The organism is Amycolatopsis acidiphila, assembly GCF_021391495.1.
GTDB lineage: Bacteria > Actinomycetota > Actinomycetes > Mycobacteriales > Pseudonocardiaceae > Amycolatopsis_E > Amycolatopsis_E acidiphila.
Map to the genome: position 1 here is coordinate 6,175,990 of NZ_CP090063.1, position 20,587 is coordinate 6,196,576.

Below are 20,587 nucleotides of genomic sequence, written 5' to 3' on the forward strand. Positions count from 1 at the left end.
AGCGTCGAAGTGTCAGGACAGCCGACGCGGGGCGAAGACTCGTGGTGTGTTCGCCCCGCTAGACGCGGGGCGGCGGGGTGACGGTGAAGATCCGGTGCATGTCAGTCCAGTTCGGCCAGTTGTTCCGAGAGGGTGTCCAGGCCCATCCCGCCGAGGCGCAGGGCCTTGGTGTGGAAGTCCTTGATGTCGAAGGAAGATCCCTGGCGGCGGCGCGCGTCCTCGCGGGCCTCGAGCCAGAGCCGCTCACCGAGCTTGTACGCCGGCGCCTGGCCGGGCCAGCCGAGGTAGCGGTCGATCTCGTCGTGCACGAGCGGCGGGTCGGTGATGGTGCGGGTCAGCATGAACTCCAGGCCCAGCTCCGGCGTCCACCGCTCGCCTTCGTGGAAGCCGGTGCCCTTCGGGATCTCCAGCTCCAGGTGCATGCCGAAGTCGACGAGCACGCGCCCGGCGCGGAACAGCTGCTCCGAGAGCATGCCGAACAGCTCGCCGTCGTCGGAGAGGTAGCCCAGGTCCTGCATGAGCCGCTCGGCGTAGAGCGCCCAGCCCTCGCCGTGCCCGGAGGTGAAGGCCAGCATCCGCTGGAACCGGTTGAGCGAGCGCTCGTACACGGCTGTGGCGATTTGCAGGTGGTGGCCGGGGACGCCCTCGTGGTAAACGGTGCTGACCTCGCGCCAGGTGGAGAACTCGTCGCGGCCCGGCGGCAGCGACCACCACATCCGGCCGGGGCGGGAGAAGTCCTCACTCGGCCCGGTGTAGTACGCGCCGGCACCACCGCCCGGCGGGGCGATCTTGCACTCGAGCGCCATCAGCTCGTCGGGGATCTCGAAATGCCGGCCGCGCAAGGCGCTCAGCGCGTTGTCGGAAAGCTGCTGCATCCACTGCTCGAACTGCTTGCGGCCCTGGACCCGGTAGCGCGGATCGGCGTCGAGCGCGTCCGCGGTCTCGGCCAGCGTCGCGCCGGGCTTGATCCGCGCCGCGACCTCACGCATCTCCGCTTCCAGGCGGGAGAATTCGCCCCAGCCCCACTCGTAGGCCTCACGTGGGTCGAGCGCCGCGCCGATGAAGTAGCGCGACCAGAGCCGGTAGGCGTCCTCCCCGGCCGCGTCCTTCACGCGGGCCTTGGGCGCGAGCTCGGCCCGGAGGAACCCGGCGAGCTCCGCGTACGCCTCGCTCGCGGAGCGGGCACCGCGTTCGAGGTCGCCGCGCAGGGCTTCCGGCGCGCCCGCGACGAGGTTCTGGAAGAAACCCTCGCCGCCGCTGAGGCCCGCCCACGTCTCGGCCTGCTCCGCGACCTTCGTGACCTGCCGCAGCGCCGGCGCGTTGCCCGCGTCCGCCGCGGCGAGCAGGGACGCGCGCACGCCGTCGAGCGCCTCGGCGACCTTCCCGAGCCGGGCGGAGATGTCCGCCCACTGCTCGGGGGTGTCGGTCGGCATCAGGTCGAACGCCATGCGCAGGTCCTGCACCGGGCTGGCGATGACGTTCAGCGCGGCCTGGTCGAGCCCGGCGTCGTGGATCTCCAGGTCCAGCCCGACGCGTTCGGTGAACACCGCCTTGGCGGCGCGCTCGCTCGCGTCGGTGGCCTCCGTGGCGCGCACCGCCTCCAGCGCGCGCTTGGCGAGCGCCGCGCGTGCCGCGTGGCCCTCGGGCGAGTAGTCGGTGACCTGGTCGTCGTAGCCGGGGATGCCCAGCTCGGTCGCCGCGAGCGGGTGCGCCGCCGCGAAGTCGTCCACGAACCGGTCGCAGATCTCGTGCACAGAAGCCATGGGGGCAACCTACCGTCCGGCGGCAACCGGGTTTTGCGCGCGCGCGGGCACCAGGCCGAGGCGCTGCACGACCTCGCGCGTGGCCTTCGACCGGTTGAACGTGTAGAAGTGCAGGTCCGGCACGCCCTCGGCGATCAGCCGCTCGCACAGCTCGGTGACCACGTCGAGCCCCTCGGCGCGGAACGCCTTCGGATCGTTCTCCAGCGGCTCGAGCCGGTCCAGCAGCGACTGCGGGCACGGCGCGCCGGAGAGCTTGATCGTGGTCTTCAGCGTGCGGGGCGTGGTCAGCGGCATCACGCCCGGGATCAGCATCGCGTCGCAGCCCGCGGCAGCGACGCGGTCGCGCAGCCGCAGGAAGTCCTCGGGCTGGAAGAACAGCTGCGCGATGCCGAACTCGGCGCCCGCGTTGAACTTGCGCACCAGGTACCTGGTGTCGGTGTCCAGGTCGGGCGAGCGGGGGTGGCCGTAGGGGAACGCCGAGACGCCGACGCAGAAGTCGCCCAGCGAGCGGACGAGGCTGACCAGCTCCTCCGCGTAGTTGAGCCCCTGCGGGTGCGCCACCCAGTCGCCGTACGGGTCGCCCGGCGGGTCGCCACGCAGCGCGAGGATGTTGCGCACCCCGACGGCGGCGTACCAGCCGATGACGTTGCGCAGCTCGGCGACCGAGTGGTTGACCGCGGTCAGGTGCGCCATCGGCACCAGCGTGGTCTCGGTCGCGGCGCGCGCGATGTTGCGGATCGTGCCGTCCCGGCTCGAGCCGCCGGCGCCGTAGGTGATGGACATGTACGCCGGGTCGAGCGACTCCAGCTCACGGATCGACCGCCACAGGACGGCCTCATCCGCGGCGTCACGGGGTGGGAAGAACTCCACCGAGAACACCGGGGCGTCGCCCCGCAACCGCTCAACGACCGACTTCATGGCACTCATACTAATGACGGTCGCAGAATGCGACATAAGTCTTACAGGGCGGGGGCGAGTTCCCTCTCCCGCTCCTCGGCCCCCCAGCGGCGCGCGAGCACGGCGCAGATCATCAGCTGGGCCTGGTGGAACAGCATCAGCGGCAGCACGACGAGCCCGACGGTGTGCGCCGGGAACAGCACGGTGGCCATCGGCAGGCCGCTGGCCAGGCTCTTCTTCGACCCGCAGAAGATGATCGCGATCCGGTCCTCGCGCGAGAAGCCCAGGCGTGGGGTGACGTACTTCAGCACGCCCAGCACCACGAAGAACAGCAGCAGGTTCACCGCGAGCAGCCCCACGAGCGAGACCCAGCCGAGCTGGTGCCAGATCCCGGCCACGACCCCCTCGCTGAACGCCGTGTAGACGACGATCAGGATGACCCCGCGATCCGCCCGGCCGAGCACCTTCTTGTGCGCGGTGATCCAGCCGCCGATCCAGCGCCGGGCGAGCTGCCCGGCGACGAACGGCACCAGCAGCTGCAGCAGGATCGAGGTGACCGAGTGCAGCGAGAAGCCGTTGCCGGTGGTGCCGAGCAGCACGCCCACCAGCAGCGGGGTGAGCACGATGCCGAGGAGGCTGGAGAACGACGCGCTGCAGATCGCGGCCGCGACGTTGCCACGCGCGATCGAGGTGAACGCGATCGAGGAGTTCACCGTGGACGGCAGGGCGCACAGGAAGATCACGCCCGCGGCCAGCGCCGGGGTGAGGACCGAGGGCACGAGCAGCTTGGTGGTCAGGCCCAGCAGCGGGAACAGCACGAAGGTCGCGGCCAGGATCGTCAGGTGCAGCCGCCAGTGCCGCAGGCCGGCCATCGCCTCCGCAGTGGACAGTCGCGCCCCGTAGAGGAAGAACAGCGCGCCGACCCCGATCGCGCTCACGTCCGAGGCGATGTCGGCGCCCTGGCCCCGCGCGGGCAGCAGGCAGGCCACGCCCACGGTGGCGAGGATGCCCAGGATGAACGGGTCGATCCGGGTTTTCGCGAGCAGCGCGGCCCCACGCATGAATGGTCCTCTCACGTTCGATGGATACCCAGATCTTCGGTTGGGCCGCACCAATTGTGAAGTATGATTGCCGCCATAACTGTTATCGCGACCCGTGATATACGGTTTCCCGGTGCTCGATCCGGTGTGGCTCAAGACGTTTCTCGTGGTCGCGGAAACCCGTAGCTTCACCCGGGCCGCGCAGCGGCTCGGGCTGCGGCAATCGACCGTCAGCCAGCACGTTCGCAAGCTGGAGCAGGCGAGCACGCAGCAGCTGTTCGTGCGGGACACGCATTCGGTGGAGCTGACCGCCGACGGCGAGGCGATGATCGGTTTCGCCGGCAACGTCATCGACACGATCGACCGCGCTATGAGCTATTTCACAGGGGTCGAGCTGCGGGGCCGGGTGCGTTTCGGCGCCTCCGAGGACTTCGTGGTCGGACCGCTGCCGGAGATCCTGGGCGAGTTCCGCCGCTCGCACCCGCAGGTGGACCTCGAGCTGACCGTCGCGTTGTCCGGGGTGCTGCACGAGCAGCTGCGCGCGGGCGAGCTCGACCTGGTGCTGTGCAAGCGGGCCACGGGCGAGGACAGCGGCGGTGCACTGTGGACGGACCCGCTGGTGTGGGTCGGCCGCGAGGGCATCGAGCTGGACGGAGACGAGCCGGTGCCGCTGATCGCCTACCCGCCGCCGAGCATCACCCGCGCGAGGGCATTGGAGGCGTTGCAGCGCAACGGGAAACGCTGGCGCATCGTGTGCACCAGCGGCAGCCTCAACGGGTTGCGGGCCGCCGCGCTCGCCGGGCTGGGGGTCGTCGTGTTCGCGCGCAGCCTCATCCCGCCGGGGCTGGTCGAGCTGCCGCCGGGGCACGGGCTGCCGGATCCGGGCGTGGTCGAGTTCACCCTGACCGCCCGGCGTGCCGCACTACGCGGGCCGACCGCCGCCCTCTCCGACGCCCTGCAGGCCGGTGCCGGGCGGCTGCACGCCACGCCCTGACCGCTCCAGCAGGAACGCGCCGGGCGTCAGGCCCGCGAGGGCCCGGACCTCCCGGGTCAGATGGGCCTGATCGGCGAAACCCGCCTCGGCGGCGAGTTCCGCCAGGCCCGCGCGTCCGGCGTCGACGGCCCGCACGAAGCGCTGGAACCGGCCCACCCGCTGCACGGCCTTCGGGCTCATCCCGGTGTGGTCGAGGAACAGCCGCCGCAGATGTCGTTCGGCGACGCCGAGTTCGCCTGCGACGTCCGCGACCGCCGGCTCCGCCGACCACAGCCGCCGCACGGCGTGGCGCACCCGGACGTCGACCAGCGAGGCGCGCGGGAGATCCGGGAACCGGCCTGCCCACACCTGCTCGGCGACCGTGCGGGCCACGCGGTCGGGGAGTACGGCCGTCAGCGGCAGCGTCGCGTCCCGCAGCTCCCGCGCCGGCAGCCGGAGCAGGGGCCCGAGCGCCTCGGTCCGGAACCGGACCCCGCGCAGGTGCGCCCCGCTCGGCAGGGGCACCAGCGCCACGCGCAGCGCCGGTCCGACGAACACCGCTTCGCCGTCGGCGAACACGATCAGGTCCGAGCTGCCGTCCGGCACCACACGCTGGACGAGACCCGGCGTGGCCACCCGCTGCTCCCACCAGCAGCGCACGACGCCGGTGCCCGGCCGCTCCCGATAGGACGCCATGCACCCAGTATGACCGCGGCGGGTAACGACCGAGCGCGCCCGGACGACTACTCCCCTGTCCGGGCGGCGACGAAGGGGACACGGATGCTCCGGGTACTGGGTGTGCACGGGATCGGCACCCACCGTTACCACCGTCGGAAGGGTTCGCCCGGGGAGGCGGCGGTCGCGCTCGCCACCGACTGGTTCCGGCACCTGGGCACGGCGATGCCCCCGAACTCCTCGGTCGACCTGCGCGTGGCCTACTACGCGCACCTGCTGCACCCGGACTGCGGCCATCCGGTGGAAGAGGACCCGGCGATGCTCGAGCCCGCCGAGCAGCGGCTGCTCGCCGACTGGGTCACGCTCCTGCACCCCGCGCTCGCCGAGACCCCGGCCGGGGAGCGCGCGCAGCAGGCCGGGGACTGGCTCGCCCGCACGCACGGCTCGGCCACGCGCCTGTTCGCCCTCACCTTCTGCCGCGAGCTGCAGGTGTACCTCTCGTCGGACGAGGCCCGCGAGGCGGCGCAACGGACCGTCGCGGACGCGATCGCCGACTTCGCGCCGGACGTGGTCGTGGCGCACTCACTCGGCAGTGTGGTGGCGTACGAGTGCCTGTGGGCGCACCAGGACCACGACCTGGGCTTGCTCGTCACCCTGGGCAGCCCGCTCGCGATGCCCGGCGTGGTGCTGGACCGGCTGCGGCCGGACGGCGAGCGCGGCAGGCCGCCGCGGGTGGCCCGCTGGGTGAACCTGGCCGACGTCGGGGACATCGTCGCCGTGCCTGCCGCGGGTGTGGCCCGGCAGTTCGCGGGCGTGGACGCGGACGTGCCGGTCACCGCGGGGATGTGGGAGTTCCAGACCCCCGGCGCCTACCTGCGCTCGACCGACGTCACGGGCATGATCTTCGGGGCGGGCAGCCTCACTTGAACAGGTCGTCGGTGCGCACGCCCGGCTCCTGGCCGGACCGGATGAACCACTCGGTACCGAACGCGTAGCGGAACGCCTCGTCGGGCATCGCGAGGAAGAACGAGTCCTCGCTGATCTGGCTGGGATGCGCGCGCATGGCCCGGCGTTTGTGGTCGAGCCACGGCGTCACGTCGACCGCGGTGGTGATCTCCGCCTCGGACTTCCCCATGCCCGCCATGTCCTCCTCGGACGGCACCGGGAAGCCAGGCGTGGCCTCGGCCAGCGCGACCATCCCGGCGCGCATGTGCTCCTGGCTCGTGGTGGCCTGGAAGACGCGCGGGGTGCCGGCCAGTTCGGCCGCCCGCATGCCGACGCGGTGCACCTGGATGTGGTCGGGATGACCGTAGTTGCCGTAGTCGTCGTAGCAGGTCAGGACTTCCGCGTCCTCCTCGCGCAGGATCGCCGCGAGCTTCTCCGCGGCCTCCTCGACCGGCGCCGTCCAGAACGAACCGGGCGCGTCGTTCGTCGGCTCGCCCATCATCCCGGAGTCGACGTAGCCGAGGAACTCCACCCGTGCCACGCCCAGGATTTCGGCCGCCGCATGGGTTTCCCGCACCCGACGGCGCCACAACGGCTCGCCCTCGGCCAGGAACCCGTCGGGCACCTCACCGTGCTCGCCACGGGTCGCCACGACGAGCACGACGCGATGGCCGTCTTCGAAGGCTTTGCGCATCACCCCGCCGCACACGATGCATTCGTCGTCGGGATGGGCATGGAAGGTCACGAGTGTCGCCACCTCGTGAGATTACGGGGATCATCACACCGTGACCACCCCGCGAGGCGAAAGTGTCCGCCAGGCCCGACGATAGGAGGATGGACTACGACGCCGACCTGCCGGGGCACGTGGAGCGCACGCTGAGCCGGTTCCTGCGCGAGGCGGGCGAACAGATCCGGGCGACCGAGCCCGGCTTCGCATCCGGCGTCGACGCGCTGACGGAATTCGTGATGCGCGGCGGAAAACGGCTGCGGCCCACCTTCGCGTGGTGGGCCTGGCGTGGCACCGGCGGCCGGGAGGCCGACGCCGAAGGCGTGCTGCAGGCCGTCGCGAGCCTGGAACTCGTCCAGGCCTGCGCGCTGATCCACGACGACCTCATCGACTCCTCGGACTCCCGCCGCGGCAGGCCGACCGTGCACGTCGCGTTCGCCGACCTGCACACGTCCCAGCAGTGGGCCGGGATGCCTGCCTCGTTCGGGCTCGCCGTGGCCGTGCTGATCGGCGATCTCGCGCTCGCCTGGGCCGACGACATGTTCGGCGCGGCGCCGCTGGTGCCCGCGACGCTCGAAGCGGCGCGCCCGGCGTGGCGCGCGATGCGCACGGAGGTCCTCGCCGGGCAGTACCTCGACATCCACACGCAGGTCACCGGGGACGCCTCGCCCGAAGCGGCCCTGCGCGTGAGCAGGCTCAAAACCGCCGCCTACACCATCGAGCGGCCGTTGAACCTGGGCGCCGCACTGGCCGGCGCCCCGGTCGCGCAGGTGACGCGGCTGCGGGAGTTCGGCCGGGACCTCGGGATCGCGTTCCAGCTGCGCGACGATCTGCTCGGCGTGTTCGGCGACCCGTCGGTGACCGGCAAGCCCGCGGGCGACGATCTGCGTGAGGGCAAGCGGACCCTGTTGATCGCGCTGGGCCTGCGGCAGGCGAGCGGCACGCGGGCCGAGCTGGTCACCAAGGCGCTGGGCAACCCCGGACTGTCCGAAAAGGAGGTCGACGAGGTGCGCAGCACGCTGGTGGAGGTCGGCGCGGTGTCCGCTGTGGAGCGTCGCATCGACGAGCTGACCGAAACGGCGCTGGCGGCACTGGCCAGGGCGCACCTGACCGAACCCGCGGCGGTCGCACTCGCCGACCTCGCGGCCAGAGCGACACAGAGGACGTACTGAATGCGCGGCGACCACGTGGTCGTGATCGGGGCCGGGCTCGCGGGCCTCTCGGCGACCCTGCACCTGCTCGGCGCGGGCCGCCGGGTCACCCTGCTCGAACAGGACGACCGGCCCGGCGGGCGGGTGAGCGGGCACGAATACGTCGGCTACACCGCGGACACCGGCGCGACCGTGCTGACCATGCCGGAGCTGATCGACGAGGCGCTGGCCGCGGTCGGGGCGACGAACCGGTTGCGGCTCGTGCGGCTGGACCCGGCGTACCGGGCGCAGTTCGCCGACGGCAGCTCGATCGCCGTGCACACCGACGGCGAGGCGATGGAGGCGGAGATCCGCGCGTTCGCGGGCGCGCGGGAGGCCGCCGGTTACCGGCAGCTGCGCCGTTGGCTGACCGAGCTGTACACGCTCGAGAAGGACCGGTTCATCGGCGCGAACTTCGACTCCCCGCTCGATCTCGCGCGCCCGGAGCTGCTGAAGCTGCTGGCGGCGGGCGGGTTCGGCAGGCTCGGCCCGAAGATCGGCCGGTTCCTGACCGATGACCGGTTGCGCCGGTTGTTCTCCTTCCAGGCGCTCTACGCCGGGCTGGACCCGCGGACCGCGCTGGGCGCGTACGGCGTGATCCCGTACATGGACACGATCGCGGGTGTGTACTACCCGCTCGGCGGGATGGGCCGGGTCGGGCAGGTGCTCGCCGACGCCGCGGAGCGGGCGGGCGCCGAGCTGCGGTTCAAGACCGAAGCCGCTTGGCTGGAAAGGGTTTCCTCGCGCGTGCGGGCAGTGCGCACCCGCGCGGGCGAGCGGATCGACTGCGACGCAGTGATACTCGCCACCGAGCTGACGACGTCCTACCGGCTGCTCGGCACCACGCCCAGGCGCCCGCTGCCACTGCGGTTCTCGCCGTCAGCCGTGGTGCTGCACGGAACCACCGAGCGGAACTATCCGCAGCTGGACCACCACACGATCTTCTTCGGCGAGGCGTGGGAGCGGACGTTCACCGAGATCATCCGCCAGGGCCGGCTGATGTCCGATCCCTCGCTGCTGGTGACCCGTCCCACCGCGACCGACCCGACGCTGTCCTCCGGCGGGCAGGTGGTGTCCGTGCTCGCACCGGCGCCGAACCTGCACGCGGGCCGGATCGACTGGCCGCGCGTCGGGCCGGCCTATCGCGAGGAACTGGTGCGGGTGCTGGCATCCCGCGGGCTCACCGGGTTCGACGAGGAGTACCGGGTGGACGAAGTGGTCACGCCGCAGGACTGGGCGAACCGCGGAATGGCCGCGGGAACGCCGTTCTCCCTCGCGCACACATTCGGGCAAACGGGTCCGTTCCGCCCACGAAATGTCTTACGGGGCATGGAAAACGTGGTGCTCGCCGGATGTGGCACGACACCGGGCGTCGGGATCCCGCCGGTGTTGATCTCGGGACGCCTTGCCGCAGCGCGGCTCACGGGCGTTGCGTAAGCTGAAAATCATGACACGATCTGTGCGCATCGGCCTGCAACTCCAGCCGCAGCACGCCGACTACAAGGCCATCCGCGAGACCGCCGCGCGCGCCGAAGACCTCGGCGCCGACATCGTCTTCAACTGGGACCACTTCTACCCGCTCTACGGCGACGCCGAGGGCAAGCACTTCGAGTGCTGGACCATGCTCGGCGCCTGGGCGGAGGCCACGTCCCGGGTCGAGATCGGCGCGCTGGTCACGTGCAACAGCTACCGCAACCCGGAACTGCTCGCCGACATGGCGCGCACGGTCGACCACATCAGTGACGGCAGGCTGATCCTCGGCATCGGGTCCGGCTGGTTCGAAAAGGACTACGAGGAGTACGGCTACGAGTTCGGCACCGCGGGCGGCCGGCTGGACGACCTCGCGGAGTCGCTGCCGCGCATCGAGTCCCGGCTTGCCAAGGTCAACCCCGCCCCGACGCGCCACATCCCGGTGCTGATCGGCGGCGGCGGTGAGAAGAAGACGCTGAAGCTGGTCGCCAAGCATGCCGACATCTGGCACGGCTTCGGCGACCCCGAGGTCGTCGAGCGCAAGGTCGGCATCCTCCAGCAGCACTGTGCCGACATCGGGCGGGACATCAGCGAGATCGAGATCTCGACCGGTGTCCGCGAAGGCGACCCGAGCGAGCTCGGGGCGAAGCTGCGCGAGCTGGGCGTCTCGCTGTTCACCGTCGGCGTCGGCGGGCCGGACTACGACCTCGGCCAGCTGGAACAGTGGATCAAGTGGCGGGACGCGCAGAACTCCTGACCCGGTGCGCGGCGACCCGTTCGCGGGTCGCGCAGCGCGACGAGCAGTAGCGGCGCGGGCTGCCGCGCCCATTGTCCACAAAGGATCGTCCACAGCCGGCGGCGGCGCACACCCCGCCCGGCGGTGCCTGGCGCTCGGCCAGTAGTACGGCGAGCGCCAGGCACGACGACGTCAGCAGCCATTCACCCCAGGGCGCGTTGTCGCTCGAGTCCACGTGCAGATGCCAGCCGAACGTGCCCCCGTGTGTCGTCAGCCGCGGCGGCCGCGCGTAACCGGCCAGCGCGGCGTTGAGCAGCTCGGCCGCCTGGTCGACGTCCTCCGCCGCGAAGATCTCCCGCAGGACCAGGGCGGCTTCCCGCAGCTGCCGCACGTCCTCCGCCGTCAGCTCGATCGGCTCGGGCTCGCCGTGCTCGCGCAGCAGCTCCACCACCGCCTCGACCGGCGGGAGGTCCGGCACCAGCAGGTTCACCAGATCCGCGGCTCTTTGCGCTTGCACGAGCTCAGCGTAACGTCTTTTGGATATTAAGCCGTTACCTCCTCGGTGCGGCGCTCGCTCGGACGGGGGACGAGCTGTCCGGACCGGCGTTGCTGCTGCTCGGGCTCACCGTCACCGGCTCGCCGGTCGCCGCACCCGCCCTCCTGGCCGGGCTCACCGCGTCCTCGGCACTCGGCGGTCCGGTGTTCGGCGCCCTGCTGGACCGGGCGCGCAGGCCCGGACGGCTGCTGGCCGTCGCACTCTCGGCGTACGCATCGGGCTTGGCGGCCGTGCTCGCATCCGTCGGCCACCTGCCGCTCACCGCCGTCGTCGCGCTCGCGGTGCTCGCCGGGCTGTTCAACCCGGCCGTCGCGGGCGGTTGGACCTCGCAGCTGCCGCACGTGCTCGGCGGGCGCGAGCTGTCCAGGGCGACGGCGCTGGACGCGCTGACCTTCAGCGTGGCGAGCCTGGCCGGGCCGGCCCTCGCGGCACTGCTCGCGGACCGGCTGGGCGCGCCGGTCACGGTGGCCACGGCGGTCGGCCTGGTAGCGCTCGCGCTGCCCTCGGCGTGGTTCCTGCCCGGCCGGCCGGTCGGCATCGTGCGGCAGACCTGGACGACGGGCTTCCGGGTGTTCGCGCGGCAGCGCACGCTGCTGCGGGCGACGCTGACCTCGACGATCTCCTACGCCGGTGTCGGCATGACGACCGTCTGCCACCCGCTGCTGGGCGCCCAGCGGCTCGGCGGCGCGAGCCGGGGCGCGCTGCTGCTGGCCGTCCTCGCGGCCGCGGCCATGACGACCAACGCGGTCCTCGCGCGCCACCCGTGGCGCGGGACGCCGGACGGAATGGTGTTCGCCAGCACCCTCGTCCTGGCCGCCGGCGCGGCGTTGAGCACCCTTCCCGGGCCCGCGGTGGTGCTCGCCGCGGCAGTGGCCGGCACGGCCGAGAGACCAGCTGACGGGACTGTTCGCCGTGCGGCACCGGGACGCGCCGGCGCAGCTGCGCGCACAGGTCTTCACGACCGGGGCCAGCCTGAAGGTGACCGGCTTCGCCGCCGGTTCCGCGCTCGTGGGCCCGCTGGCCGCCGGGTCACTGACCGGCTGCCTGCTCGCGGCGGCCGCGATGCAGCTGCTCGCCGCGACGGCCTACCTGGCGCTGCGGCCGCTCAGAACGCCATCGCCTGCGCGCGCCGCTTGACCTCGGTGCCGTGGTTGGTGCGCAGGGCGTTGATCGGGGTGTGGCCGGGCAGCGACTCGTCCTGCGAGTAGAGCCACCGCAGCATCTCGGTGCGGGTGAAGCCGGAGTCCTGCAGCACCGTCAGCAGTCCGGCCAGCCCTTTCACCGGTGTCGCACCGGCCAGGAAGTCGGCGGGTACGCACAGGTCGCCGTCGCGGCGGACGGCGAGCAGCTGCCCGTCCCGCAGCAGCTGCCGCACCTTGTTCACGGACTGGCCCATTGCCTCGCTCACCTTTGCCAGCGGAAGCACGGCGACGTCCGGCCCGAGCACGTCATCAGCGACTGGAATCGCACTCACAGCTGACACTGTGCCACATCGGGTATCACCCAGCGCAATATCGCCCCTTCGACGTAACGAAACTTCAATCCGGCACGCGGCCGGAGGCCGGGTTCGCCGACACCGGGGTGGCGCAAGTCCGTACGATCGCCTCCGTGACAACCACCGACACCGGTCTGGCCGGAACGCTCCTCGAGCGGCGTTACCGGGTCGACTCCCCGATCGCCCGGGGCGGCATGTCCTCGGTGTACCGGGGCGTCGACACCCGGCTGGATCGTCCGGTCGCCATCAAGATCATGGACCCGCGGTTCGCCGACGACAGGTCCTTCGTCGAGCGCTTCGAACGCGAAGCCCGCTCCGCCGCGAAGCTGCACCACCCCAACGTGGTCACCGTGCACGACCAGGGCGTCGACGCCGACCACGTCTTCCTGGTGATGGAGCTGGTCGACGGCGGCACCCTGCGTGACCTGCTGGAGGAGCGCGGCCACCTCGACGTGCCGCTCGCGCTGGCCATCACCGAGCAGATGCTCGCGGCGCTGGCCGCCGCGCACGCCGCCGGCCTCGTGCATCGCGACGTGAAGCCCGAGAACGTGCTGATCGGGCGCACCGGCACGCCGCCGACCGGCGTGGTGAAGGTCGCCGACTTCGGCCTGGTCCGCGCGGTGGCGAGCGCCGGCACCACCAGCTCCAGCGTCATCCTGGGCACCGTCGCCTACCTCGCGCCCGAGCAGGTCACCACCGGCCTCGCCGGCGAGCGCGGCGATGTCTATTCGGCGGGCATCGTGCTGTACGAGATGCTGACGGGCCAGGCCCCCTACATCGGGGACACCGCGATCTCGGTGGCGTACCGGCACGTCAACGACGATGTCCCGGCCCCGAGCACGGTCATCCCCGGGGTGCCGCCCGCGCTGGACGACCTCGTCCGCCGCGCCACCCGCCGGGACCCGGAGCTGCGGCCCGCGGACGCGGGTGCCTTCCTGCACGAGCTGCGCCGGATCCGGGCGTCGCTCGGGATGGGGCCGGTCGCCGTGCCGGTGCCCGGGGACAAGCCGGCGCCGTCGTTGCCGGACGCGGAACGAACCGTGCCCGCGTTCGCTCCGGTGGGAAACCCCTCACCGGTCACCGGCCCGCGTGGCACGCGGGCGATCCCGCGCACGATGGCGGCGCCCGCGTTCCCCCGGACGCCCCCGCCCGCTCCGCCGGACGAACCACGGCCGGACGGCGGAGCCAAGCGGCCGGCGCTGATCTGGTCGCTCGCCGCGGCCGCGCTCGTGCTGTTCGGGATCGGGATCTGGTGGGTCGCCGCCGGGCCGACGTCGGTCGACAGGACGGCGATACCGCAGGTCGCGGGCATGGACCAGGCCACCGCGGCGAAGACGCTGAGCGATGCCGGGTTCACCCCGAAGTTCACCCAGCAGCGCAACAACACCGTGGCCGCGGGCCTCGCCGTGCGCAGCGACCCGGGCGCCGGGTCGGGTGCCGTGCACGGCAGCCAGGTCACCGTCGTGCTGTCCTCCGGGCGCCCCACCGTGCCCGACATCAGCTCCAACACCTCGCTCACGCAGGCGGAGACCGCCATCATCGCGGCCGAGCTGATCCCGCAGCACGACGCGAACGCCGACCAGTTCAGCACCACCGTGGCCAGCGGGAACGTCATCAGCGTCAACCCGCAGCCCGGCACCCAGCTCGACGTGAACGCGCCCGTGTCGATCATCGTGTCGAAGGGCCAGCCGCCGCAGCCGGTACCGGACGTCGTCGGGCTGCCGCGCGATCAGGCGTTCGCGAAGCTGCAGGCCGCCGGTTTCCAGCCGTTCGACGCGGGTAGCGAGTTCTCCAACGACGTCCCGGCGGGCGCGGTGACGAAGACGAGCCCGGCGGAGGGCGGTCAGGTCTCCGACGGCAGCAAGCGCGTCGGCGTGTTCACCAACAACGCCGTCGAGGTGCCCTCGGTCGTCGGGCAGCCGGTCCAGCAGGCCATGCAGGCGCTCCAGCAGGCCGGACTCCAGGTGGATGTCAAGGGACGTAACCACGGTTTCGGGATCGTCATCCAGCAGGACCCGGACGGGGGCAGTCTCGTGAAGAAGGGGACGAAGGTAACCCTCCGGTCGTTTCCCTGATCATTTCTGATTGGTCGAGAAAAGGAACCTTTTTCGGGACCCTGGCAATCCTTTGTGGACAGTCATTCCTCCTTTCGAGTGAAGGATGAATTGTTAGCGCTGTGGAAACACAGCGACTACGCTCTCGTCATGTCCGCGCGCTCCAGTGGTAGCCCGATCCATTCCTGAAAAATCGACCACAGAAGGGTCGTCTATGGCCGGCCGTCAGCTCAGCGGGCTCGATGTCGCTTTTCTCTGTCTCGAGGGTGGAACGACTCCCATGCACATGGGCGCGGTGGTGATCTTCTCGCCGGACGGGGAGATCTCGCCGGCGCGGATCGCGACCCTGCTGGCCGAACGGGCCGCGCGAGTCCGCTGGCTGCGCAGGCGCGTCACCCCGACGCTGTTGCCGCCGGGCGGCGCACGATGGGCCGAGGACCCGGCATTCGACGCGGAGCGCCACATCCAGGTGCGCGAGCTCGACGGCGACTGCACCGAGGACGCGCTCGCTTCCCATGCGGCGCAATGGATCGAGGAGCCGCTGAACCTGCGCCGCCCGCCGTGGCAGGTGCGGGTGGTGACCGGGCTGTCCGGCGAGAAGTTCGCGCTGCTGCTCAAACTGCACCACTCGTTCACCGACGGGGCCGGTGCCTTCGCCGTCGCCGCCGGGCTGCTGGACGAACTACCGGTCACCGCCACGATCCTGGCGGCCGCCGAGCAGCCGGCCAAGCCACGCTCGCGGCTGACGGTGCTCAAGGACACGATCAGCGAGGCCGGGCAGAACGCCGGGATCGCGTCGGCGATGCTGCGGGCCGTCCGGCCGTATCCGGTTTCGCCTTTGGCGGCGCCGAGTTCGCCCACCCGGCGGCTCGGTTTCGCCCGGCTGGACCTCGCCGACATCCGCACCATCCGCGCCAGGCACGGGGGCACGGCGAACGACGTGCTGCTCGCGGTCCTCTCCGGCGCGCTGCGGCGCTGGATGACCGACCGCGGCCAGCGCGTCGAGGGGCGGCCACTGCGGGCACTGATCCCGGTCAGCACCCGGGGCCGTGACAGCGGAGCGTCGGCGAACCAGCTTTCCGGTTACCTGTGCGAACTGCCGGTGCACGTCGAGGACCCGGTCCAGCGGCTGCACGAGATCCGCCGGTCGATGAACGCCGCCAAGGCGGCGGGCCCGCTGGCCGGGGCGGGTGCGGTGCCGGTGCTCGCGGGGCGTATCCCGGCGCCGGTGCACCGCGTGGCCACCAGGTTCGCCGGGCAGGCGGCGGGCTTGCTGTTCGACACGGTCATCACCAACGTGCCGCTGCCCAAGCTCGACCTCACCCTCGACGGCACACCGTTGAGCGAGGTGTACCCGCTGGTACCGCTCGCGGCACGGCACGCGGTGGGCATCGCCGCCGCGGTGTACGACGGGAATGTCCACATCGGACTACAGGTGAACGGGGCCGCGGTGGCGGACACGGGGTCGCTGCGGGACGCCGTGCTGAAGTCGGCAGCGGAGCTTTACGAGAGATCCGTCTGACTTTCGTGACCTTGGTGCGTCAGAATTGAGCCCATGCCGGTCCCCACTGCTGCATGGCTTTCGCGTGCGACGAGAAGCGCGCTCATCGTTCCGGTTCCCGAAACCGAGCGACTGGTGACCGCACACCGGCGCACACTGGGCACTCCGGTGTCCTCGACGGTACCGGCGCACGTGACGGTGCTCTACCCGTTCGTGCACCCGGCCCGGATCGGCGCGGCGACGCTCGGCGAGCTGGCGGCGGCGCTGGCGGCGGTCCCGGCGTTCGACTGCGTGTTCGCGCAGGTCAGGTGGTTCGATGACGAGGTAGTGTGGCTGGAGCCCAAGCCGGATGAGCACTTCCGCTCGCTGACCCGGGCGGTCTGCGAGCGCTTTCCGGCGCACCTGCCCTACCAGGGCGAGCATCCGGACACGGTGCCGCATTTGACGGTGGTGGACAGCCGCAGTGGCGACCCGGCAGGCAAGCGGCGGATCGCCACGGACATCGCCGCACACCTGCCGGTGCACGCCCGGATCGATCGCGTCCGCCTGGTCGCGGGCGAGGACGAGTACGGCCCATGGCGGACGATCACCGAGTTCGCCCTGCCCGACCCCCCGGGTTGAGGGATTGCGGGCGCACGCCTCACCGACAGCACCCAACCACCTGCCCATGCCGAACCCGAGAACGCCCAGCCACCCCGCGAGCAGCGCGCGCCCTTGCGCTTCGCGCAGGGGAAAAGATCAAGAGAGTCCTCGCCGGACGGGCAGGCTCAAAGATGAGCCAGGAAAAGCCCGCTACGTCACCTTCTCGACGTGGTCGAGTTGGGGGGCTGTGCGCTTCGCGCACCCCACGCGAGATCAACCCCGCAGCATCTCCGCCACCAGGAACGCCAGCTCCAGCGACTGCTGGGTGTTCAGGCGCGGGTCGCAAGCCGTCTCGTAGCGGCCTGCCAGGTCCACGTCCGAGATCTCCTGCGCCCCGCCGAGGCACTCCGTCACGTCCTCGCCGGTCAGCTCCACGTGGATCCCGCCGGGGTAGCTGCCCAGCTTGTGGTGCACCTCGAAGAAACCCTGCACCTCGTCGATGATCCGGTCGAAGTGCCGCGTCTTGTACCCGGTGGACGACTCGTGCGTGTTCCCGTGCATCGGGTCGCACTGCCAGATCACCTTGTGCCCGGTGGCCTCGACCTTCTCCACGATGGCGGGCAGCACCTCGCGCACCTTGCCGTTGCCCATCCGCGAGATCAACGTCAGCCGCCCCGGCTCGTTGTGCGGGTCGAGCCGCTCGACGTAGTCCACCGCCTGGTCCGGCGACGTGGTCGGGCCGATCTTCACGCCGATCGGGTTCGCCAGCAGCTCGGCGAACGCGATGTGCGCGCCGTCGAGCTGGCGGGTGCGCTCGCCGATCCACAGGAAGTGCGACGAGAGGTTGTACAGCTTCGGGTTGGTCGCGTCGGCGTTGTCCAGCCGCAGCAGCGCCCGCTCGTAGTCGAGCAGCAGCGCCTCGTGGCTGGCGAAGATCTCCGTCGAGTGCAGTGAGGTGTCGGTCACCCCGCAGGCCGACATGAACCGCAGCCCACGGTCGATCTCGCCCGCCAGTGCCTCGTACCGCTCGCCCGCGGGCGAGGTGCGCACGAAGTCCTTGTTCCAGTCGTGCACCTTCGTCAGGTCCGCCTGCCCGGACACGGTGAGCGCGCGGACCAGGTTCATCGCCGCGCCGGCGTTCGCGTAGGCGCGGATCATCCGGCCCGGGTCCGGCACCCGCAGCTCGGGCTTGGCGACCAGCGAGTTGACGATGTCGCCCCGGTACACCGGCAGGCCCAGCGCGTCGATCGCGTTCGAGCGCGGCTTGGCGTACTGGCCGGCGATCCGGCCGACCTTCACCACCGGCAGGCTCGCGCCGTAGGTGAGCACGACGGCCATCTGCAGCAGCGTGCGCAGGTTCGCGCGGATGTGCGGCTCGGTGTTCGACTCGAACGTCTCGGCGCAGTCGCCGCCCTGCAGCATGAACGCCTCGCCGCGGGCGACCATCCCGAGCCGCTCGCGCAGCCGGTCGATCTCGACCGGCACGGTGATCGGCGGCACGCTCTCCAGCACGCCGCGGACCCTGCGGGTCGCGTCCACGTCCGGCCACTCCGGTTGCTGCGCGGCGGGCCGCGAGAGCGCGTCGTCGAGCCGTTCACGCAGCTCGGGCGGGAGCGGGGGCAGTTCGGGGAGGGTGTCGACGGGGACGTCCACGGTCCAGTTCACGACACCCAGGATATTCGCCTGCCCCCGCCGCCCTCAGCCGCGTCCGCTGTACACCGGGTCACGTGGCTCGACCGGCGCCGCGGCACGGTCGCCGTGCCCCGGCCACCACGCCGCCCGGCCGACCAGCGCGGTGAGGCTCGGCACGAAGAACATGGCCATCACGAACACGGCGACGAGGATGCCGAACGCCAGCGCGAAGCCCATTTCCGCGAGCAGCGAGTTGCCTGCGAGCATCAGCGCGCCCAGTGACCCGGCGAGGATCACCCCGGCCGCGGCGATGGTCGGGCCGGTGTGCCGGATCGCCAGCGCGGCCGCCTCACGCGGGGGCTTGCCCGCCTTCGCCTCCTCACGCAGCCGCGCCATCATCAGGATGTTGTAGTCGGTGCCGAGTGCCACCACGAACATGTAGATGATCAGCGGGATCATGAAGATCAGCCCGGACTCGCCGACGATCCCCTGGAACAACCACGTGGTCGCGCCGAGGGTCGCGGCGAAGCCGAGGCCGACCGAGGCCATCACGTACCACGGCGAGACGACGCTGCGCAGCATCAGCCCGAGCACCAGCATGATCAGCACCGCCGCGACCGGGAACACCACCCGGTAGTCCCGGTTCATCGTGGCCTGGATGTCGACGTACACCGCCGTGATCCCGCCCACCAGCGCCTGCGTGCCTGGTGGCGCGGAGGCGTGCGCGGTGTCCCGCAGCGGGCCGCCGACGGTGCCGATCGCGGCGTCGGACGCCGGGTCGCTCGCCAGGGTGACCGCGTAGTTCGCGGTGGCGCCGTCCTTGCTCAGCTGCGGCTTGCCGACCTGCCCGACGCCCTGCACGGCGGCGAGCTTCCCGCCGAACCCGGTCAGCGACGCCTGGTTCAGCGGCGTCCCGTTCTCGCTGCGCAGGTACACGTTCGTGGGCGAGGTGGCGCCCGGCGGCAGGCCCTTCTCCAGCGACTTCATCGCCACCTGGGACTCCGCGCTGTCCGGCATGGACCCGGACGCGAGGTCGAAGGTCGGGTTGAAGTTCACCAGTCCGATCGCGAGCGCGATCATGACCACTCCGGACACTCCCGCGAACACCGCGGGCCGGCGGCCCGCCGCGCGCCCGACGGCGGCGAAACGGGCGGCCTTCGGCTCCTGGCGCCAGGCCTTCGACGGCCAGAACACCTTGGTGCCCACCAGGGACACCACCGCGGGCACCAGCGTCAGCCCGGCCAGCAGGGTGACCGCGACGGCGATCGCGAGCGAGGGACCCATCGAGCGGAAGAACCCGAACTGCGACAGCGCCATCGTCAGGAACGCGATGACCACCACCGCGGCCGCCGAGGTGATCGCCTCCCCCACGCGGCTGACGGCGGTCACCATCGCCTGCTTGGGCTCGTCTCCCGCCCGCAACCGTTCTCGGTAACGGAACATCAGGAACAGGATGTAGTCGGTGCCGACGCCGAACAGCACCACGATCAGGATCGAGGAGATCGAGCTGTCGGCCTGCATGCCGAACAGCTTCACCACCCAGCTGATCAGCCCGTTCGCGATCTGCGAGACCACGCCGATGAGCACGATCGGCAGCAGCGCGATGATCGGGCTGCGGAAGATCACCAGCAGCAGCAACAGGATCAGCAGCACCGTGGCGATCCCGACGATCGCGTCGGAGTTGCTCGAGGCCTCCTGCGAATCCAGCTGCTGCGCGACGCTTCCGGTCGTGCCCGCCTTGAGGTCGCTGCCCGCGACGAGGGACTGCAGCTCGGTGCGCAGCTGTTTCGCGGCGCCTGTCAGCTGCTGGGCGTTGCCGCCGGACAGCTGCGGCATCTTGACCGCGGACAGCGCGACGAGGTTGTTGGGCGAGGGCTGAGCAGGCAGTACGGCCTCGACGTCGCTGAGGTGCTTGGCGCCGAGGCCGGTGACGACCTGGCTGACCTTCGCCGAGTCCTGCGAGGTCAGCGCCGCCCCGTCGGCCCGCTCGAACACGATGATCATCGACGGGGTGAACGCGCTCGGGAAGGCCTGCTGCCCCAGCGTCGCCGCCTGGATGGACTCGTAGTCCCTTGGCAGCGCGTCACTTTCGTCGGTGCTCTTCGGCAGTGCCGGTGCCGTCGCGATGACCACGATCGCGAGCAGCACCCAGGCGCCGATCACCCACCACGGCCGGTGCACGACCAGCCGCCCGAGTCTCGCGAACACGCCTCTGTCCATGATTCACCCCTGGTGGAATTCCCCGTCGATTGCCGCCAGTGAACCGATCAGCGCCGCGCGGTGCCATGTGGGGGCGGTCACTGCTGAGAGCTCACTGAGAGCCCGCGGGACCGGAGCACGAAAAAAAGGAC

At 71.3% G+C, this 20,587-nt stretch carries 18 protein-coding genes; 9 read left to right on the forward strand and 9 right to left on the reverse strand.

From position 1 onward, the window contains the following. Positions 1-101 precede the first annotated feature (101 nt). From LWP59_RS30250 to LWP59_RS30260, 3 genes are read right to left on the reverse strand one after another with little or no spacing between them, the layout of a single operon-like run. Complete coding sequence (locus tag LWP59_RS30250) at positions 102-1,763, reverse strand: DUF885 domain-containing protein (protein ID WP_144640590.1); 1,662 nt, start codon at positions 1,761-1,763, stop codon at positions 102-104. A 9-nt stretch (positions 1,764-1,772) separates the two neighbouring features. Continuing rightward, complete coding sequence (locus LWP59_RS30255; RefSeq protein WP_144640593.1) at positions 1,773-2,681, reverse strand: methylenetetrahydrofolate reductase; 909 nt, start codon at positions 2,679-2,681, stop codon at positions 1,773-1,775. A 41-nt stretch (positions 2,682-2,722) separates the two neighbouring features. Then, positions 2,723-3,721 carry a bile acid:sodium symporter family protein gene (locus LWP59_RS30260; protein ID WP_144640596.1) on the reverse strand — a complete coding sequence of 333 codons (999 nt, stop codon included), beginning with the start codon at positions 3,719-3,721 and terminating at the stop codon, positions 2,723-2,725. A gap of 112 nt (positions 3,722-3,833) precedes the next feature. Between LWP59_RS30260 and LWP59_RS30265 the strand changes: the two genes are divergently transcribed. Then, positions 3,834-4,694, forward strand: coding sequence for a LysR family transcriptional regulator (locus LWP59_RS30265; protein WP_144640599.1), 861 nt, complete (start codon positions 3,834-3,836; stop codon positions 4,692-4,694). Here the strand turns inward: LWP59_RS30265 and LWP59_RS30270 are convergent. Then, a complete protein-coding gene (locus LWP59_RS30270; RefSeq protein ID WP_144640602.1) occupies positions 4,623-5,369 on the reverse strand; it encodes a helix-turn-helix domain-containing protein in 747 nt (248 codons plus the stop codon). The two genes, LWP59_RS30265 and LWP59_RS30270, sit on opposite strands and share 72 nt — an antisense overlap. Positions 5,370-5,453: 84 nt before the next feature. Here LWP59_RS30270 and LWP59_RS30275 point away from each other — a divergent pair, with 84 nt between their 5' ends. Next, positions 5,454-6,275, forward strand: a complete 822-nt coding sequence (locus LWP59_RS30275) for a serine peptidase (protein WP_144640605.1) — start codon at positions 5,454-5,456, stop codon at positions 6,273-6,275. Here the strand turns inward: LWP59_RS30275 and LWP59_RS30280 are convergent. Further along, positions 6,268-7,050 (reverse strand): PIG-L family deacetylase, encoded by a 783-nt coding sequence (locus tag LWP59_RS30280; protein WP_144640608.1) that lies wholly within the window; start codon positions 7,048-7,050, stop codon positions 6,268-6,270. The genes LWP59_RS30275 and LWP59_RS30280 overlap by 8 nt on opposite strands. Positions 7,051-7,127: 77 nt before the next feature. Between LWP59_RS30280 and LWP59_RS30285 the strand changes: the two genes are divergently transcribed. The 3 genes from LWP59_RS30285 to LWP59_RS30295 are packed head-to-tail and all read left to right on the forward strand — an operon-like array spanning position 7,128 to position 10,437. Beyond that, on the forward strand, positions 7,128-8,192 hold the full coding sequence (locus LWP59_RS30285; protein ID WP_144640610.1) for a polyprenyl synthetase family protein: 1,065 nt from the start codon (positions 7,128-7,130) through the stop codon (positions 8,190-8,192). Beyond that, entirely contained in the window at positions 8,193-9,647 is a 1,455-nt protein-coding gene (crtI, locus tag LWP59_RS30290; protein ID WP_144640613.1) for a phytoene desaturase family protein, read from the forward strand. A 10-nt stretch (positions 9,648-9,657) separates the two neighbouring features. Beyond that, positions 9,658-10,437: an LLM class F420-dependent oxidoreductase gene (locus tag LWP59_RS30295; protein WP_186383313.1), complete on the forward strand. Its 780-nt coding sequence runs from the start codon at positions 9,658-9,660 to the stop codon at positions 10,435-10,437. On the opposite strand, the gene LWP59_RS30300 is transcribed toward LWP59_RS30295, so the two are convergent. Beyond that, positions 10,409-10,933 (reverse strand): CGNR zinc finger domain-containing protein, encoded by a 525-nt coding sequence (locus LWP59_RS30300; protein ID WP_229858370.1) that lies wholly within the window; start codon positions 10,931-10,933, stop codon positions 10,409-10,411. The genes LWP59_RS30295 and LWP59_RS30300 overlap by 29 nt on opposite strands. A gap of 89 nt (positions 10,934-11,022) precedes the next feature. Between LWP59_RS30300 and LWP59_RS30305 the strand changes: the two genes are divergently transcribed. Continuing rightward, positions 11,023-12,180, forward strand: coding sequence for an MFS transporter (locus tag LWP59_RS30305; RefSeq protein WP_229858367.1), 1,158 nt, complete (start codon positions 11,023-11,025; stop codon positions 12,178-12,180). Here the strand turns inward: LWP59_RS30305 and LWP59_RS30310 are convergent. Further along, a complete protein-coding gene (locus LWP59_RS30310) occupies positions 12,078-12,446 on the reverse strand; it encodes an Rv2175c family DNA-binding protein (protein ID WP_144640621.1) in 369 nt (122 codons plus the stop codon). The genes LWP59_RS30305 and LWP59_RS30310 overlap by 103 nt on opposite strands. A gap of 134 nt (positions 12,447-12,580) precedes the next feature. Between LWP59_RS30310 and LWP59_RS30315 the strand changes: the two genes are divergently transcribed. From LWP59_RS30315 to LWP59_RS30325, 3 genes are all read left to right on the forward strand, one after another. Further along, positions 12,581-14,542: a Stk1 family PASTA domain-containing Ser/Thr kinase gene (locus LWP59_RS30315; RefSeq protein ID WP_144640624.1), complete on the forward strand. Its 1,962-nt coding sequence runs from the start codon at positions 12,581-12,583 to the stop codon at positions 14,540-14,542. Between the two features lie 193 nt (positions 14,543-14,735). Beyond that, the gene (locus tag LWP59_RS30320; protein ID WP_144640627.1) at positions 14,736-16,043 is read left to right on the forward strand and encodes a wax ester/triacylglycerol synthase family O-acyltransferase; all 1,308 of its coding nucleotides are present in this window, start codon (positions 14,736-14,738) and stop codon (positions 16,041-16,043) included. Positions 16,044-16,076: 33 nt separating this feature from the next. Then, on the forward strand, positions 16,077-16,643 hold the full coding sequence (locus tag LWP59_RS30325; protein ID WP_144640630.1) for a 2'-5' RNA ligase family protein: 567 nt from the start codon (positions 16,077-16,079) through the stop codon (positions 16,641-16,643). 234 nt (positions 16,644-16,877) lie between these two features. Here the strand turns inward: LWP59_RS30325 and LWP59_RS30330 are convergent, their stop codons facing one another. Beyond that, positions 16,878-18,281: a class II 3-deoxy-7-phosphoheptulonate synthase gene (locus LWP59_RS30330; RefSeq protein ID WP_144640633.1), complete on the reverse strand. Its 1,404-nt coding sequence runs from the start codon at positions 18,279-18,281 to the stop codon at positions 16,878-16,880. A 21-nt stretch (positions 18,282-18,302) separates the two neighbouring features. Further along, entirely contained in the window at positions 18,303-20,456 is a 2,154-nt protein-coding gene (locus tag LWP59_RS30335) for an MMPL family transporter (protein WP_144640636.1), read from the reverse strand. Positions 20,457-20,587 lie beyond the last annotated feature (131 nt).